12 protein-coding genes and 1 riboswitch are annotated in these 14172 nt (G+C 74.6%); of the genes, 5 read left to right on the plus strand and 7 right to left on the minus strand.

Annotated elements, in window-relative coordinates; all coding sequences use genetic code 11:
• Positions 1-95 precede the first annotated feature (95 nt).
• Genes QUY26_RS28330 through QUY26_RS28350 form a run of 5 tightly spaced genes read right to left on the minus strand, consistent with a single transcriptional unit; the run spans position 96 to position 5771 of the window.
• Positions 96-917, minus strand: coding sequence for an ECF transporter S component (locus QUY26_RS28330; RefSeq protein ID WP_289951481.1), 822 nt, complete (start codon positions 915-917; stop codon positions 96-98).
• Positions 910-2643 carry an ABC transporter ATP-binding protein gene (locus tag QUY26_RS28335; protein ID WP_289956126.1) on the minus strand — a complete coding sequence of 578 codons (1734 nt, stop codon included), beginning with the start codon at positions 2641-2643 and terminating at the stop codon, positions 910-912. The genes QUY26_RS28330 and QUY26_RS28335 overlap by 8 nt, the downstream gene beginning before the upstream one ends.
• A gap of 2 nt (positions 2644-2645) precedes the next feature.
• Complete coding sequence (locus tag QUY26_RS28340; protein ID WP_289951482.1) at positions 2646-3842, minus strand: energy-coupling factor transporter transmembrane component T; 1197 nt, start codon at positions 3840-3842, stop codon at positions 2646-2648.
• Entirely contained in the window at positions 3835-4536 is a 702-nt protein-coding gene (locus tag QUY26_RS28345; RefSeq protein WP_289951484.1) for an SCO2322 family protein, read from the minus strand. Before QUY26_RS28345 ends, QUY26_RS28340 begins: the two co-directional genes overlap by 8 nt.
• Positions 4533-5771: a prenyltransferase/squalene oxidase repeat-containing protein gene (locus QUY26_RS28350; protein WP_289951487.1), complete on the minus strand. Its 1239-nt coding sequence runs from the start codon at positions 5769-5771 to the stop codon at positions 4533-4535. Before QUY26_RS28350 ends, QUY26_RS28345 begins: the two co-directional genes overlap by 4 nt.
• 138 nt (positions 5772-5909) lie before the next feature.
• Positions 5910-5983: riboswitch (cobalamin riboswitch) on the minus strand.
• A gap of 263 nt (positions 5984-6246) precedes the next feature.
• On the opposite strand from QUY26_RS28350, the gene QUY26_RS28355 reads away from it, so the two are divergent.
• Positions 6247-7014 carry an SDR family oxidoreductase gene (locus QUY26_RS28355; protein ID WP_289951488.1) on the plus strand — a complete coding sequence of 256 codons (768 nt, stop codon included), beginning with the start codon at positions 6247-6249 and terminating at the stop codon, positions 7012-7014.
• 65 nt (positions 7015-7079) lie between these two features.
• Here the strand turns inward: QUY26_RS28355 and QUY26_RS28360 are convergent, their stop codons facing one another.
• Positions 7080-8144, minus strand: coding sequence for an MBL fold metallo-hydrolase (locus tag QUY26_RS28360; protein WP_289951491.1), 1065 nt, complete (start codon positions 8142-8144; stop codon positions 7080-7082).
• Positions 8145-8281: 137 nt separating this feature from the next.
• The gene (locus QUY26_RS28365) at positions 8282-8923 is read right to left on the minus strand and encodes a DUF6461 domain-containing protein (protein WP_289951492.1); all 642 of its coding nucleotides are present in this window, start codon (positions 8921-8923) and stop codon (positions 8282-8284) included.
• 255 nt (positions 8924-9178) lie between these two features.
• Here QUY26_RS28365 and QUY26_RS28370 point away from each other — a divergent pair, with 255 nt between their 5' ends.
• The 4 genes from QUY26_RS28370 to QUY26_RS28385 all read left to right on the plus strand — a co-directional run bounded on the left by QUY26_RS28370 (position 9179) and on the right by QUY26_RS28385 (position 14102).
• Positions 9179-10657 (plus strand): aldehyde dehydrogenase, encoded by a 1479-nt coding sequence (locus QUY26_RS28370; protein ID WP_289951494.1) that lies wholly within the window; start codon positions 9179-9181, stop codon positions 10655-10657.
• Entirely contained in the window at positions 10657-10890 is a 234-nt protein-coding gene (locus QUY26_RS28375) for a ferredoxin (RefSeq protein ID WP_289951497.1), read from the plus strand. The genes QUY26_RS28370 and QUY26_RS28375 overlap by 1 nt, the downstream gene beginning before the upstream one ends.
• Positions 10891-11093: 203 nt before the next feature.
• A complete protein-coding gene (lanKC, locus tag QUY26_RS28380; RefSeq protein ID WP_289951499.1) occupies positions 11094-13910 on the plus strand; it encodes a class III lanthionine synthetase LanKC in 2817 nt (938 codons plus the stop codon).
• A gap of 66 nt (positions 13911-13976) precedes the next feature.
• The gene (locus QUY26_RS28385) at positions 13977-14102 is read left to right on the plus strand and encodes a SapB/AmfS family lanthipeptide (protein ID WP_289951503.1); all 126 of its coding nucleotides are present in this window, start codon (positions 13977-13979) and stop codon (positions 14100-14102) included.
• Positions 14103-14172: the final 70 nt, after the last annotated feature.

The following is a 14172-nucleotide window of genomic DNA, read 5'->3' on the forward strand; positions in this document are numbered from 1 at the left end:
GTGGGCGGGTGCTAGCCCCGGTAGTAGAGGACCAAAGTCCTGTGGGCCGCCTCACCCGCCACCCACCCGTTTCATCACAGAACGCGCAAGACCGTTCACCGCTGTGAGGGCTCGAATGTGACCGGCGTCTCGAACGCGGCCCGCCGGGTGGCCCGGCGCAGCGCCTTCAGGACGGCCGGGCCGAGCGTGACGCTGAGGACGACCGTGACGACGGCGCGCGGCAGGTCCCAGCCGAGCGACGTGGCCAGGCAGTACGCGACGAAACGGGCGAGGTTCTCGCCGACCGGGTCGCCGGGGACGAAGGAGACGCCGGTGGCGAGGCCGCCGATATAGGGCCAGCCCTGGAGGTTCATCACGGTGCCGTAGAGGACGGAGGACACCGCTCCGTACGCCCCGAGGACGTACAGCTCGCCCCGTCCGCGCAGCGTGTCGGGCCCGGGCAGCAGCCCCGCCCCCATGCACACCCACCCCATGGCCAGCATCTGGAACGGCATCCACGGGCCCACGCCGCCCGTGAGCAGCGCCGACGCGAACATCGACACCGCGCCCAGCACGAAGCCGAACCCCGGCCCGAGGACCCGCCCGCTCAGCACCATCAGGAAGAACATCGGCTCGATCCCGGCCGTCCCCGCCCCCAGCGGCCGCAGGGCCGCCCCGGCCGCGGCGAGCACGCCCAGCATCGCGATCGCCTTCGCGTCCAGGCCGACGTCGGCGATCGTCGCCACGACCACGCCGAGCAGGAGCGGAAGGAGCGCGGCGAACAGCCACGGGGCGTCCTTCGCGTGCGCGCTGAGACCCGAGTCCGCCCCGGCGAGCAGGGGCCACCCGAAGGCGACGACTCCGACGGCGCTCACCAGGGCCAGCGCGGCGATGGACCGGCGCCCCAGCCGCACGGGACGCACCTGCCCGCTACTCATCGGTCGCCTCCAGGGCTTCCCGTACCTGCGTCACCGTCAGCCACGGCTGCGGCGCGAGCACCTTCGTCACCTGGGGGGCGAACGACGGGGACGACACCACGACGTCCGCCGTGGCGCCGTCGGCCACCACGTCGCCGTCGGCGAGGATCACCACCCGGTGGGCAAGCTCGGCCGCCAGTTCCACGTCGTGCGTGGCCAGGACGATCGCGTGGCCGCGGGCCGCGAGGTCGCGCAGGATCGTGACCAGGCGGGCCTTGGCCGCGTAGTCCAGGCCGCGGGTCGGCTCGTCGAGCAGGAGCAGGGGCGGGCGCGCGGTCAGGACGATCGCGAGGGCGAGGGCCAGGCGCTGGCCCTCGGACAGGTCGCGCGGGTGCGTGTCGTCCGCGATCCCGGGGACCAGCTCGGCCACCAGGGCCCGGCAGGTGCCGGGCGCCGCGTCCGCGTCGCGGTCGGCCGCGGCGCACTCGGCCGCGACCGTGTCCGCGTACAGCAGATCGCGCGGCTCCTGCGGTACGAGGCCGACGTGCCGGATCAGTTCGCGCGGCGGCATGCGGTGCGGAGCGGAGCCGCCCACCCGCACGGTCCCCGAGGTCGGCGGCAGCAGGCCGACCAGGGTGGACAGGAGGGTGGACTTGCCCGCGCCGTTGCGGCCCATCAGGGCGACGGTCTCACCGGGGGAGACGTCGAAGTCGACCCTGCGCAGCGCCTCGATCCGGCCCCGGCGCACGCCGAGCCCCCCGACCCGCGCGGCGGGCGCACCGGCCGGTGCGGCCTCCCCGGGCTTCCCGGCCCCGGGCTTCCCGCGCTCGGGCCGACCGGCATCGAACGTCCCGGCCCCGGCCCTCGCGGCGCCCGGCCCATCGAGCCGACCGGCACCCGCCCTCGCGGCGCCCGCCCCACCAGCCCCCGCCGCCGCCAGCCGCTCCCGCAACCCCCCGGTCCGCCGCCGCGCGTCCCGCACCGTCAGCGGCAACGGGGACACCCCGGCGAGCCGCCCCAGGGCCACCACCGGCGGGAACACGGGGGAGACGGCCATCACCTCGGCCGGGTCGCCGAGGAGCGGGGGCTCGCCGGGGGCGGCGAGGAGGAGGACCTGGTCGGCGTACTGCACGACGCGTTCCAGGCGGTGCTCGGCCATCAGGACGGTGATGCCGAGGTCGTGGACGAGGCGCTGCAGGACGGCGAGGACCTCCTCCGCGGCGGCCGGGTCGAGGGCCGACGTCGGTTCGTCGAGGACGAGGACGCGGGGGTGCGGGGTGAGGACGGAGCCGATCGCGACCCGCTGCTGCTGGCCGCCGGAGAGGGTGGTGATGGGGCGGTCGCGCAGGTCGGCGAGGCCGAGCAGGTCCAGGGTCTCCTCGACGCGGCGGCGCATCACGTCGGGGGCGAGGCCGAGGGACTCCATGCCGTACGCGAGCTCGTCCTCGACGGTGTCGGTGACGAAGTGGGCGAGCGGGTCCTGGCCCACCGTGCCGACCACGTCGGCCAGTTCGCGGGGCTTGTGGGTGCGGGTGTCGCGGCCCGCGACGGTCACGCGGCCGCGCAGGGTGCCGCCGGTGAAGTGCGGGACGAGGCCGCTGACCGTGCCGAGCAGGGTCGACTTGCCGACACCGGAGGGGCCGACGAGCAGCACCAGCTCGCCCTCGGGCACGTCCAGGTCGACGCCCTGGACGGTGGGCCCCGCGGCACCCTCGTACCGCACGGAGACGTCCTCGAACCGGATCATGGTCATGAGGTCTTCTCCTCGGCGGCGCGGGTGGAGCGGGCGGTACGAGCGGCGGCGCGGGCGGACACGGGCGCCTCGGCGGGCGGGGGCACCGGCGCCACGAACGCCGGGAGCAGGCCGATCAGGACGGCCGCCGCGGGCAGCAGCGGCAGGGTGGGGGCGACCAGCGGGACCACCCCGGGGTGCAGGGCGTTCCCGGCGGCCGAGTTCGCGGCGATCATCAGGGCGGCGACCGCGGCGCCGGACCCGGCGACCAGCCAGGCCCGCACCCCCCACCGGTCCGGCCGGTAGCGCGTGCGCACCGAGCGCCGCCCGCCGAGCCACAGCCCGCCCAGCGCGGCACCGAGCCCGACGGCGAGAACCGGCAGGCCGTACGTCGAGCCGTCCGCGGTGAGCAGCCCGTACGTCCCCGCGCAGACCCCCATGAGACCGCCGAGCGTCAGGACCGCCGTCGTCCCGCGCACCCGCGCGGGCACGGCGGCGGTGCGGCCGAAGCCGCGCGCGTCCATCGCCGCGGCCAGCGCGACGGAGCGCTCAAGGGCGCCCTCCAGGACGGGCAGGCCGACCTGGAGCAGTCCTCGTACGCCCTTGTCCGGGCGTCCCCGCAGGCGGCGCGCGGCGCGCAGGCGCTGGACGTCGGCGATCAGGTTCGGCGCGAACGTCATCGCGACGACGACGGCCACCCCGACCTCGTACAGCGCCCCCGGAAGGGACTTGAGGAGGCGGGCCGGGCTGGCGAGGGCGTTGGCGGCGCCCACGCAGATCAGCAGGCCCGCGAGGCGCACCCCGTCGTACAGCGCGAAGAGGACGCCCTCCGCGGTGACCCGGCCGCCGATGCGCACGCCCTGCGCCCACTCCGGCAGCGGCACCTCGGGCAGCGTCACGATGAGGTGGGTGCCGGGGATCGGCGAGCCGAGGACGATCGCGAAGACCAGCCGGATGCCGATGACGACGAGGGCGATCTTCACGAACGCGCCGTAGGAGCGGGCCCACGGCGCGGACGTGCGCCGGGCCGCGACGACGTACCCGGCGACGCCGATGAGCAGCCCGATCAGGAGCGGGTTGGTGGTGCGGGACGCGGCCGTGGCGAGGCCGAGCGCCCACAGCCACCAGGCGCCCGGGTGCAGCGCGTTGGAGCGGTGCGCCTGCGGCGCGAGGCGCCGGCGCGGGGCGAGCCGGCCGGGGGCCGCGTCAGCCACGGCGGCGGCGGGCCTGCCAGCCGGCGGCGGCACCGAGCGCGACGATCGCCGCGACCCCGGCGAGCAGGCCGACGGAGGGACCGCCGTCGTCCCCGCCGGACCCACTGTCCTTGGCCGACTCGCCCTTGTCGCCCTTGCCCCCGGACTCCTTGCCGGAGACCTGTTCGCCGCACCCCCGCTCCGGATAGCCGGAGATGGCGCACAGCAGCGCGGAGCTGTTGTAGCGCAGCGGCTTGGCGACGGCGGCGAGCGCGTCGGCGCTGGTCGCGTCGGAGTCGACCCGCGCGCATGCCGTACGCCGCTTCGGGGGCCGCTCGCCGCCCGGCGCGTCGTCCGGCGTGCCGAAGTCGATGACGAGCGCGAGGCGCTTGTGGCCGTCCTTCGCGGGTGTGTCCGCGCAGATCGTGTCGAAGTCGGCGGCGCCGCGCGGCTTCGCGGCGCTGCCGGAGTTGGCGGACACGGCGAACCGGAAGCCCTCGACGTCACCGTCGTCGGGCCGGGCGATGGAGGGCCCCTGCGTCGCGTACACCCACGCGCCGTCGCTGCTGCCCTCGCCGCGCTGCCAGAAAGACCAGTAGCGGTAGTCGGCGGCGTGGGAGGGGCCCCCGGCGAGGAGCGCGGCGGGCAGGGAGAGCAGCGCGGTGAGCAGGGCGGCCACCGTGAGGCGGCCGCGCCCCTGGTGGCGCCGGCTCACAGCTGGTTCTTCTTCTTGCGGCCGCTGAGCAGGAAGCCGATGCCCGCGCCCGCGACCAGGCCGACGCCGACGATCCACCAGACGCTGACGCCGGAGCCGTCGTCGTCCTTGTCCTCGTCCTTCTCCTCGGCCCCGACCGTGACCTCGCTGACCGCCTTCGGCTTCGGGCCCTGTGCGTTGAGCTGCTTGACGAGGTCGGCGCCGCCGAAGTCGCGTGCGTCCATGCCCGTGGCGAGGGCCGCGAAGACCAGTTGGGCGTAGGCGGCGGGGCCGTTCTCCTCGGCCCAGGCCGCGGAGTTCTCCGACAGCCACTCGCCGGACTTCTTCGCCTGCTCCTGCTGGCCCGCGGCGGCGAGCGCGACCACCGCGTCGGCGGTGTTGCCGACGTCCGGCTGGTCCTCGGAGCCGGGCATGGCGGAGGTGAGGTGGCCGGACTCGGCGAGGGTCTTCAGGAGGTAGCCGGTGCCGTTGTCGGCGGCCTGCTCGGCCGTGTCGGGCTTCGCGCACTTCGGCGCCGCGTCGGTCTCCTTGCCCTTCGCGGGCACCAGGCCCTGGCCGAGGGCGCCGAGCACGCCGGCCGCGGTCGCGTCGGCGTTCGGGGCGAGCTTGCCGGACTTGGCGTCGGCGAGGCCGAAGGCGCCGCCGTCCTTGCCGCAGTCCATGGCGAGCTTCGTCAGCGCGTCGAGCGGGGACTTGCCCTTCTGGGACTTCACGGAGGCGGGCTTCTCACCGACGGCGGCGAAGGCGCCGACGACGATGCCGGTGGAGTTGGCGTCGCTGGGCAGGCCCGGGTTGTAGCCCCAGCCGCCGTCCTGGTTCTGCACGGACTTCAGCCAGTCCAGGCTCTTCTTCACCGTGGTCGACTCGTTGCCGAGGGCGTGCAGCGCCTGGATCGCGGCGGCGGTGGAGTTCGAGTCGACCTGCGTCTTGGAGTTGCAGGGCTCGCTCGCGTCCGCCCGGTACGCCGCGAAGCCGCCGCTCGCGCACTGCTGGCCGGTGAGCCAGTCCACGGCCTTCGCGGCCGGGGTGACCCCCACCGTCTTCTGCGCGAGCATCGCGTACGACTGCCGGAACACGCCGTCGAACTGCGGGTCCTTCTTGCCGTACAGGCCGGAGGGGAGCGGGCTGCCCTTGGGCGACGGCGAGGCGTCGTCGGCGAAGGCGGCCGGGGCGGCGGCGGTGCCGAGGGCGACGACGGCCACGGCCAGGGCAGCTGCGCTGCGGCGAACGTTCATGATGCGGCGGGTGCCTCTCCCTGCGGGGGGCCGGGCAGCACGGCACGGAGGGGCACCGGGCGGCTCCGGCTCCGTATACCTCGACGGTGCCGGCCATCGGCACGATCCGATGACGCGAGCCGGTCATGCGGCGTGCGAGGCATTCCGGCTTGCCGCGCGCTGCGACGCGGCTGTACGGCTGCGGGTCAGCGCCGGACTTCCACCGGCTTCCCCTCGTACGCGCATGAGACGACCCGCCCACTGTACCGGCCCGTAGCCCGCCGCCCGGGGCCCGGCACGGCCGCCCGCCGCTCCCGCTCCGGCGCGCGCCCCGGCGCCGCCCGTGCCCCAGGCGCGGTCTGGCAGGGGCCGCCGGGGCGGCGTTACGTTGGCCTGGGCCTCGGGGTACGGGAGTTGAGGGGGAGCACGCATGGCGGGCACTGCGACAGCACGGTCCTCTGGTCCTGGCGGGCGTGACGGTGCTCGTGTCTGTCTTGTGACCGGCGCCGCGTCCGGCATCGGCCGGGCCGTCGCGCGCCGCCTCGCCGGCCGGGGCCACCGCGTCATCGGCGCCGACCTCAAGGACACCGGGGGCATCGACATCCAGGCCGACCTGGGGACCGCCGACGGGCGGGCGCTGCTCGCCGACGCCGCCGCCGAGCTGGGCGGCGGGCGGCTCGACGCGGTGGTGGCGTGCGCGGGGGTCGGCGTGTTCGACCCCGTCACGGTGCGGGTCAACGCCTTCGGCGCCATCGCGACGCTCGCGGACCTGCGGCCGCTGCTCGCCGCGGGCCGCGACCCGCGCGCGCTCGCCGTGTCGTCCGTCGCCGCCGTCCACGAGACCGACCCGGCGATCGTCGCCGCCGTCCTCGCGGACGACGAGGAGGCCGCCGTGGCCGCCGCGCGGGCCGCCGTCGACCGGGGCGAGGGCCGGCTCGTGTACGCCTCCGCGAAGCGCGCGCTGGTCCGCTGGGTGCGCCGGGCCGCGGTCACCGACGCCTGGGCGGGCGCCGGGATCCCCCTCAACGTCATCGCACCCGGCATCATCCGCACCCCGCTCACCCGCGCCATGCTGGAGGACCCCGGACTGCGCGCCACCGCCGACGCGGGCGTCCCGATGCCCCTGCACGGCTACGCCGATCCCGAACAGGTCGCCCCGCTCGTCGACCACCTGATCGCGCCGGAGAACACCCACGTCACGGGCCAGGTGGTGTTCATCGACGGGGGCGCGGACGCGGTGCTGCGGGGGGACGAGGGCTGGTGAGGACGCCCCCTGGGCCTGGCTGAGGCGGTGGTCGAGTCGGCCGAGGGGACCGGGGGCACCGGGGCCTAGGCCTCGCACACCACGTACGTCACCGGATCGCTCCCCGCCACGGCCTCCGCCCGCCCCAGCTTCACCAGGCGCCGCAGGTGCGCCTCCGCCTCCGACACCGCGATGTTCCGGGAGCCGTAGGGGATGTCGGCCCAGGGCCTGTTCCACTCCATGCGCTCGGCGAGCTGCCAGGGGGTGCGGGGCTCGGTGAGCAGGGTGAGGAGCTGGGTGAGGCGCTCCTCGTGGTGGTCCCGCAACTCCCGTACGCGGGGCCGGGCTTCGGTGAAGGCGTGTTGGTGGGCGGGCAGCACCTCGGCGACGCCGAGCCGTCCGACCCGCTCCAGGGAGTCCAGATAGTCGCCCAGAGGATCATCGGTGACGGCCGTGGGGTCGTCCCGGTCCTCGTAAAGACCGATGTGCGGGGTGATGCCGGGCAGCAGATGGTCGCCGGAGAAGAGCCGCCCGCGACCGGCGAGCCCCGCGGGATGGTCCTCCTCCAGATGCAGGCAGACGTGGCCGGGGGTGTGCCCCGGCGTCCAGATCGCCCGCAGCGCCCGCCCCGCGAGGGGGACGAGCTCGCCGGGCGCGATGGACCGGTCGGGCAGGGCGGGGGCGAGGCCGGGGAGCCTCGGGGTGCGGCCCGCGTCCCGGGCGGCGAGCAGCGGGGCCACGTGCTCGGCGGGGGCGCCGGCGGCGGCGAGCTTGTCGGCCATGTACCCGTACCAGCGGGCGGGCGCGTGCTCGCGGGTGCGCCGCACGACGTCCGCGTCGGCGTCGTGCATGGCGATCCACGCCCCCGACGCCTCCCGCACCTTCGCGGAGAGTCCGTGGTGGTCGGGGTGGTGGTGCGTGATGAGCACCCCGTGCACGTCCCCGACGTCGGCCCCGCACGCGGCGATCCCCGCGACGAGCGTGTCCCAGGACGCCGGGTCGTCCCACCCGGTGTCGATCAGGACGGGCCCGCGATCGGTGTCCATGAGGTGCACGAGGGTGTGCCCGAGGGGGTTGTCGGGGATGGGCACCCGCATGCTCCACACCCCGCCGCCGTGCGCGACGATCCCCGCGCCGCTGCCCTGAGTCATCCCACGCCCCCGCTCGCCGCCGAGGGTGCCCACTATAACTAGAACTTGTTTCGATGGTCGCCCAAGTCGACTGCGATGAGGGGGGATCGGGGCACCGTTGCCGCGAGGGTCGCGTCACCCGCGCGGCGAGGGGCGCGTCATGTGAACGCGGCCGACGGCAGCTCCGCCTCCGTCTCCTCCCAAGGGATCGAGATGCCGAACCTGTCCTCCAGGAAGCGCAGGAACGCGACATCGCCCGCTTCGTCGCCGTCGTGCGTGAAGCCGAGCGCCTCCTCGGCCGGGACCCCGTTCGTCAGGTGCGGCAGGCCCGGCTCGAAGGAGGTCACCGCCTCGCCGCGCAGGGCGTAGTCGACACGGCTGAAGCCCGCCGCGCTGCGGTGCACGCACAGCGCCCGCCCTCGCCGGGACAGCGCCGCGATGTGCTCCCCCGTGTGGCAACTGAACTCTTCCAGCGCGTACGCCCAGCCCGCCACCGCACCCGCCCTGACGATGGCGTCCGGCGGAGTGGGCAGGAAGCCGCCGTCGGTCAGGCGGGCGACCGCCGCTTCGTCCTCCCGGTCGAGGAAGTCGAGGTCGCCGATGTGGTCCTCCTCGTCCCTGAGCAGCAGTTCGGACGCGGCGGAGCAGGACAGCGGGACGATGCGGTGCTCCTCGGCGCCGACGCCGCGCAGCAGTTCGTGCGGCGAGAGCCCCTCCCCGAGGGTGAGCGTGAAGCCGATGTCGTAGGCGTCGGCGATCCAGGACAGTCCCTTGTGCGTGTCCGTAGGGCCCTGCGTCATCGAACCGCTCCTTCTCTGTTGTGTGCCGCCGTGGTCGGGGCCTTGCGGACGGAACGCTAACGGTCGGCACTGACATCGCAATCGGCGAAGTAACCGCTGGTGAGAGCCCGATCTGTGCTGACCCTGGCCTCCTTTAACTAGAACTGGTATCAGTTCTGAAACGGCGTCAGGAGCAAGCGGCGTCGGGATCGAGGAACAGGCGGCGTCGGGAATCCGGTGTCGGAGCGGCACGCGTCCCGCAGGAGGCGGTCAGTCATGAGCGAGCTCGTGGAACACCGACAGCTTTTCATCGGCGGGGAGTTGGTCGACCCGCTCGGCAAGGACGTCATCGAGGTGGTCTCGCCGCACACGGGGGAGGTGTTCGCGCGGGTGCCGCACGCCTCGGACGCGGATGTCGACCGGGCCGTCGCGGTGGCGCGGGAGGCCTTCGACGAGGGGCCCTGGCCGCGGATGCCGCTCGCCGAGCGGATCGAGGTCGTGGAGCGGATCAAGGACGGGGTCGGGGCGCGGCACGACGAGATCGCGCGGGTCATCAGCTCCGAGAACGGCACCCCGTACACGGCGTCGGTGATGGTGCAGGCGCTGTCGTCGATGATGGTGTGGGACGCGGCGATCACCATCGCGCGCGGCTTCCGTCACGAGGAGGCGCGGGACGGGGCGCTCGGGCCGATCCTGGTGCGGCGCGAGCCCGTCGGGGTCGTCGCGGCCGTGGTCCCGTGGAACGTCCCGCAGTTCACCGCCGCCGCCAAGCTCGCGCCCGCCCTGCTCGCCGGGTGCCCGGTGATCCTGAAGACCTCGCCGGAGGCGCCGCTCGACGCGTACATCCTCGCCGAGATCGCGGCGGAGGCCGGCCTGCCCAAGGGCGTGCTCTCGATCCTCCCGGCCGACCGGGAAGTGAGCGAGTACCTGGTCGCGCACCCGGGCGTCGACAAGGTGTCCTTCACCGGGTCCGTCGCCGCGGGCAAGCGCGTCATGGAGGTCTGCGCGCAGAACCTCACCCGCGTCACCCTGGAACTCGGCGGCAAGTCGGCCGCCGTGATCCTCCCCGACGCCGACCTCGCGGGCGCCGTCGCCGGCATCGTGCCCTTCGCCTGGATGATCAACGGCCAGGCCTGCGTGGCCCAGACCCGCATCCTGCTCCCGCGCTCCCGCTACGACGAGTTCGCCGACGCCTTCGCCACCGCCGCGTCCGCCCTGAAGGTCGGCGACCCGATGGACCCGGAGACCGAGCTGGGCCCGCTGGTCGCCGAGCGCCAGCAGCGCCGCTCCCTCGACTACATCCGGATCGGGCAGGAGGAGGGCGCCAAGATCCTCGCCGGGGGCGGCCGCCCCGCGGGGCTCGACCGGGGCTGGTACGTGGAGCCGACGCTCTTCGGCGGCGTCGACAACTCCATGCGGATCGCCCGCGAGGAGATCTTCGGCCCCGTCATCTGCCTGCTCCCGTACGGCGACGAGGACGAGGCCGTGGCGATCGCCAACGACTCCGAGTACGGCCTGAGTGGCAGCGTGTGGACCGCCGACGTCGAGCGCGGCATCGACGTGGCGCGCCGGGTGCGCACCGGCACGTACTCCGTGAACTCCTTCAGCCTCGACATGCTCGGCCCCTTCGGCGGCTACAAGAACTCCGGCCTGGGGCGGGAGTTCGGACCCGAGGGGTACGGCGAGTTCTTCGAGCACAAGATGATCCACCTGCCCGCCGGGTACCAGGCCCCCGGTGCGGGAGGCGGTGCCTGATGGGCGACCGCTGGCACGTCGAGGTCGACCGGTCGGTGTGCATCGGCTCGGGCATGTGCGTGGGCACCGCCCCGGACGGCTTCACCCTCGACACCGCCCGTCAGTCGCACCCCACGCACCCCGAGACGGACGCCGCCGAGAAGATCCTGGAGGCGGCCGAGAGCTGCCCCGTCGAAGCCATCACCCTCACCCTGCTCGGCACCGGGGAGGTGGTGTTCCCGCCGGAGGACTGAAGCCCCCGCCCGCCGGGGCCGCGCGCACCGGCACTCACAGTCCTGCGCGGGCCACGTCCACCGGACCACCATCACCTGCTCGAAGTCCGCTCGAACGTGACTTAACGCATGAGTTCCGCATGGTGAGTCGATGACAGTCGTGACTGTCCGGCCCCCGGGGTGTCCTGGAAGTCTCATCGCGACACAGCGCGGGGAGGGGACCCATGGACAAGCGGTACGAGGTCTACTGTCTGGCCGACAGACACTTCTACGAGACCCCGGACCGGCTGTCCGCGCCCGAACAGGCCGACACGGTGTACGCGACCGCCCGCCGCCCCGTCCCCGACGGATGGCGCGCCGAGCGCGCCGGCGACTGGCTGACCCTGGTCCCCGTCGACGACGAGGGCACCGTGCTGCCCGCGCCCCAGCAGGGCTGGAAGATCCATGTCTCCGCCACGCGCGCCGACGCCGACGAGGTCGCCGCGGCCGTCTGGGACTACTGCGTGCCGCGCCGGGTGCCGTTCAAGTTCGTGCCGGGACCGGCGCTGCTCCTGCTGCGCAACAGCAAGTACGCGGGCCGCGACAAGAGCGGCAAGTTCGTCACCGTCTACCCCGCGGACGAGCAGCAACTCCACACGGTGCTGCGGGAGTTGGGCAAGATCCTCGACGGCCGTGAGGGGCCCTACGTCCTCACCGATCTGCGCTGGGGCGAGGGCCCGCTGTACGTGCGCTACGGCGCCTTCACGCGCCGCGTGTGCGACGACGGACGCGGCCGGATGGTCCCCGCGATCGAGGACGCCGACGGCCGGCTCGTGCCGGACTCGCGCGAGCCGGCCTTCAAGGTCCCCGCCTGGGTGACCCTGCCCGACTTCCTGAAGCCGCACCTCGACGCCCGTGACGCGACCAACGTCAAGGACCTCCCGTACCGCCTGGAGAAGGCCCTGCACTTCTCCAACGGCGGTGGCGTGTACGTCGGCACCGACACCCGCGACGGCCGCAAGGTCGTCCTGAAGGAGGGCCGCCCGCACGCGGGCCTCGCCGCCGACGGCGCCGACGCCGTCACCCGCCTCGAACGCGAGAAGGACGCCCTGGAGAAGCTGTCCGGGCTCGGCGTCGCCCCCGAGGTGCGGGACTGGTTCGAGCTCGGCGGCCACCGCTTCCTCGTCATGGACTTCCTCCAGGGCCGCACCCTCAACTCCTTCTTCGCCGACCGCCACCCGCTGTGCGTGCACGAGCCGTCCGCCGAGGACGTCTCCGCGTACACCCGCTGGGCGCTGCGGATCCACGCGCTCGTGGAGGAGGCGGTGGCGGCCGTGCACGCGCGCGGCGTCGTCTTCAACGACCTGCACCTGTTCAACATCATGGTCGCGCCCGACGAGCAGTCCGTCTCGCTCCTGGACTTCGAGGCCGCCGCCGGGGTGGACCAGCCGGGACGGCAGGCCCTCGCGCACCCCGGCTTCGTCGCGCCCGCCGACCGCAGCGGCACCGGCATCGACCGCTACGCCCTGGCCTGCCTGCGCCTGGCCCTGTTCCTGCCCGTCACCACGCTCCTGGTCATCGACCGCGAGAAGGCGGCGCACCTGGCCGAGGTGATCGCGACCGAGTTCCCCGAAGTGCCCCGGGAGTTCCTGGACCAGGCGGTCGCGGAGATCACCGGAGCAGCCGGGGACGCCGGGGCGGGCGCCGTCGGGGAGGCGAGGACCACCGCGGAGGCGGAGGGGGAGGGAGACGCCGAGGGGGAGACGTCCCGGGAGCGCCGGACCGGCTCGGGCCGACGCGTACGGGACTTCGTCGTCGAACCGCGGGACTGGCCCCGCAGCCGGGACTCCATGACCGCGGCCCTCCTCGCCTCCGCCACACCGGAGCGCGACGACCGGCTCTTCCCCGGCGACGTCGGGCAGTTCGCCGACGGCGGCGGGCTCGGACTCGCGTACGGCGCGGCCGGGGTCCTGTACGCGCTCGCCGAGACCGGCGCGCAGCGCTACGAGGAGGGCGAGCACTGGCTCCTGAAGCACACCGCCCCACCCCCCGCGGGCACCCCGCTCGGCCTGCACGACGGCATCGCGGGCATCGCCCACGTCCTGGACCGCCTCGGCCACCGCACCCGTGCCCTCGACCTCGTCGGCCTGGTCCTCGACGAGAACTGGGAGCGGCTCTCCTCCGACCTGTACGGCGGCCTCGCCGGACTCGGCCTCGCCCTGGACGGCCTGGCCCGCACCACGGGCGAACGGGACCTCGACGAGCACGCGCTGCGGGCGGCGCGGATCCTGACGAGCCGGATGGTGGCGGCGGAGGCGGCCGCGGCGGCGGGGCCGGGCACCCAGGCGGGACCGGGCACACCGGCCGGTTCGCGCCGGGCCGGGCTGCTGCGCGGCGCCAGCGGCCCCGCGCTGCTTTTCCTCAGGCTGTACGACCGCCACGGCGCCCCCGACTTCCTCGACCTGGCCGCCCAGGCCCTGCGCGCGGACCTCGCCCGGTGCGTGCCGCAGCGCGACGGGGGGCTCGCCGTCGACGAGGGCTGGCGCACCATGCCCTACCTGGGCGACGGCAGCGTCGGCATCGGCATGGTCCTCGACGACTATCTGACCTACCGCCACGACGAGCAGTTCGCCGCGGCCCGCGCCGACATCCTGACCGCCGCGAGCTCCCGCTTCTGCGCGCACCCCGGGCTCGTCCAGGGCCGCGCGGGAATGATCCTGCACCTGAGCCGCACGCAGCACGCGCCGGGGGCGGACGACGGCACCGGGCCGGGCACGGACGGCGCGAGCGGGGCGGCCGACGCGACCGCGACCGCCGCCCGCCTCGCCGGCCAGATCGACGGCCTCGGCTGGTTCGCCATGCCGTACGAGCGCCACCTCGCCTTCCCCGGCAACCAGTTGCTGCGCCTGTCCATGGACCTGCACACCGGCACCGCGGGCTGTCTGCTCGCCCTCGGTGCCGCGCTCGACACCGAACGGCCGCCCGGCGCCCGCGCCCACCTGCCGTTCCTGCCGCCCCTGAAGCGGCCCACAGACCGGCCCCGCCGCACGGCGGGGTCGTGAAAAACGCACCACCCGCACGGCAAGCACCACCAAACGCACCATGTCCCCAGAGAGAAAGGCACGACGATGGCGCTCCTCGACCTGCAGAGCATGGAGACCGACGAGATGACCGGTGGCGGCGGCCACGGTGGCGGCAGCCAGGTCAGCCTGCTGCTGTGCGCCAGCCAGGCGAGCGTCCTGCTTTGTCTGTGAGTTCACGTCAGTGACGGGCCCGGGCGGTGCCACCTCGGTGGGCCGCCCGGGCTCGACGGCTTCCGAGCCG

Origin of the sequence: Streptomyces flavofungini (assembly GCF_030388665.1) — a bacterium.
Lineage (GTDB): Bacteria > Actinomycetota > Actinomycetes > Streptomycetales > Streptomycetaceae > Streptomyces > Streptomyces flavofungini_A.

What these genes read in the sequence shown, in the direction of transcription:
- QUY26_RS28330 (WP_289951481.1), bottom strand. Translation starts at nt 917, where the DNA reads ATGAGTAGCGGGCAGGTGCGTCCCGTGCGGCTGGGGCGCCGGTCCATC.
- QUY26_RS28335 (WP_289956126.1), bottom strand. Translation starts at nt 2,643, where the DNA reads ATGATCCGGTTCGAGGACGTCTCCGTGCGGTACGAGGGTGCCGCGGGG.
- QUY26_RS28350 (WP_289951487.1), bottom strand. Translation starts at nt 5,771, where the DNA reads ATGAACGTTCGCCGCAGCGCAGCTGCCCTGGCCGTGGCCGTCGTCGCC.
- QUY26_RS28360 (WP_289951491.1), bottom strand. Translation starts at nt 8,144, where the DNA reads ATGACTCAGGGCAGCGGCGCGGGGATCGTCGCGCACGGCGGCGGGGTG.
- QUY26_RS28365 (WP_289951492.1), bottom strand. Translation starts at nt 8,923, where the DNA reads ATGACGCAGGGCCCTACGGACACGCACAAGGGACTGTCCTGGATCGCC.
- QUY26_RS28370 (WP_289951494.1), top strand. Translation starts at nt 9,179, where the DNA reads ATGAGCGAGCTCGTGGAACACCGACAGCTTTTCATCGGCGGGGAGTTG.
- QUY26_RS28375 (WP_289951497.1), top strand. Translation starts at nt 10,657, where the DNA reads ATGGGCGACCGCTGGCACGTCGAGGTCGACCGGTCGGTGTGCATCGGC.
- lanKC (WP_289951499.1), top strand. Translation starts at nt 11,094, where the DNA reads ATGGACAAGCGGTACGAGGTCTACTGTCTGGCCGACAGACACTTCTAC.
- QUY26_RS28385 (WP_289951503.1), top strand. Translation starts at nt 13,977, where the DNA reads ATGGCGCTCCTCGACCTGCAGAGCATGGAGACCGACGAGATGACCGGT.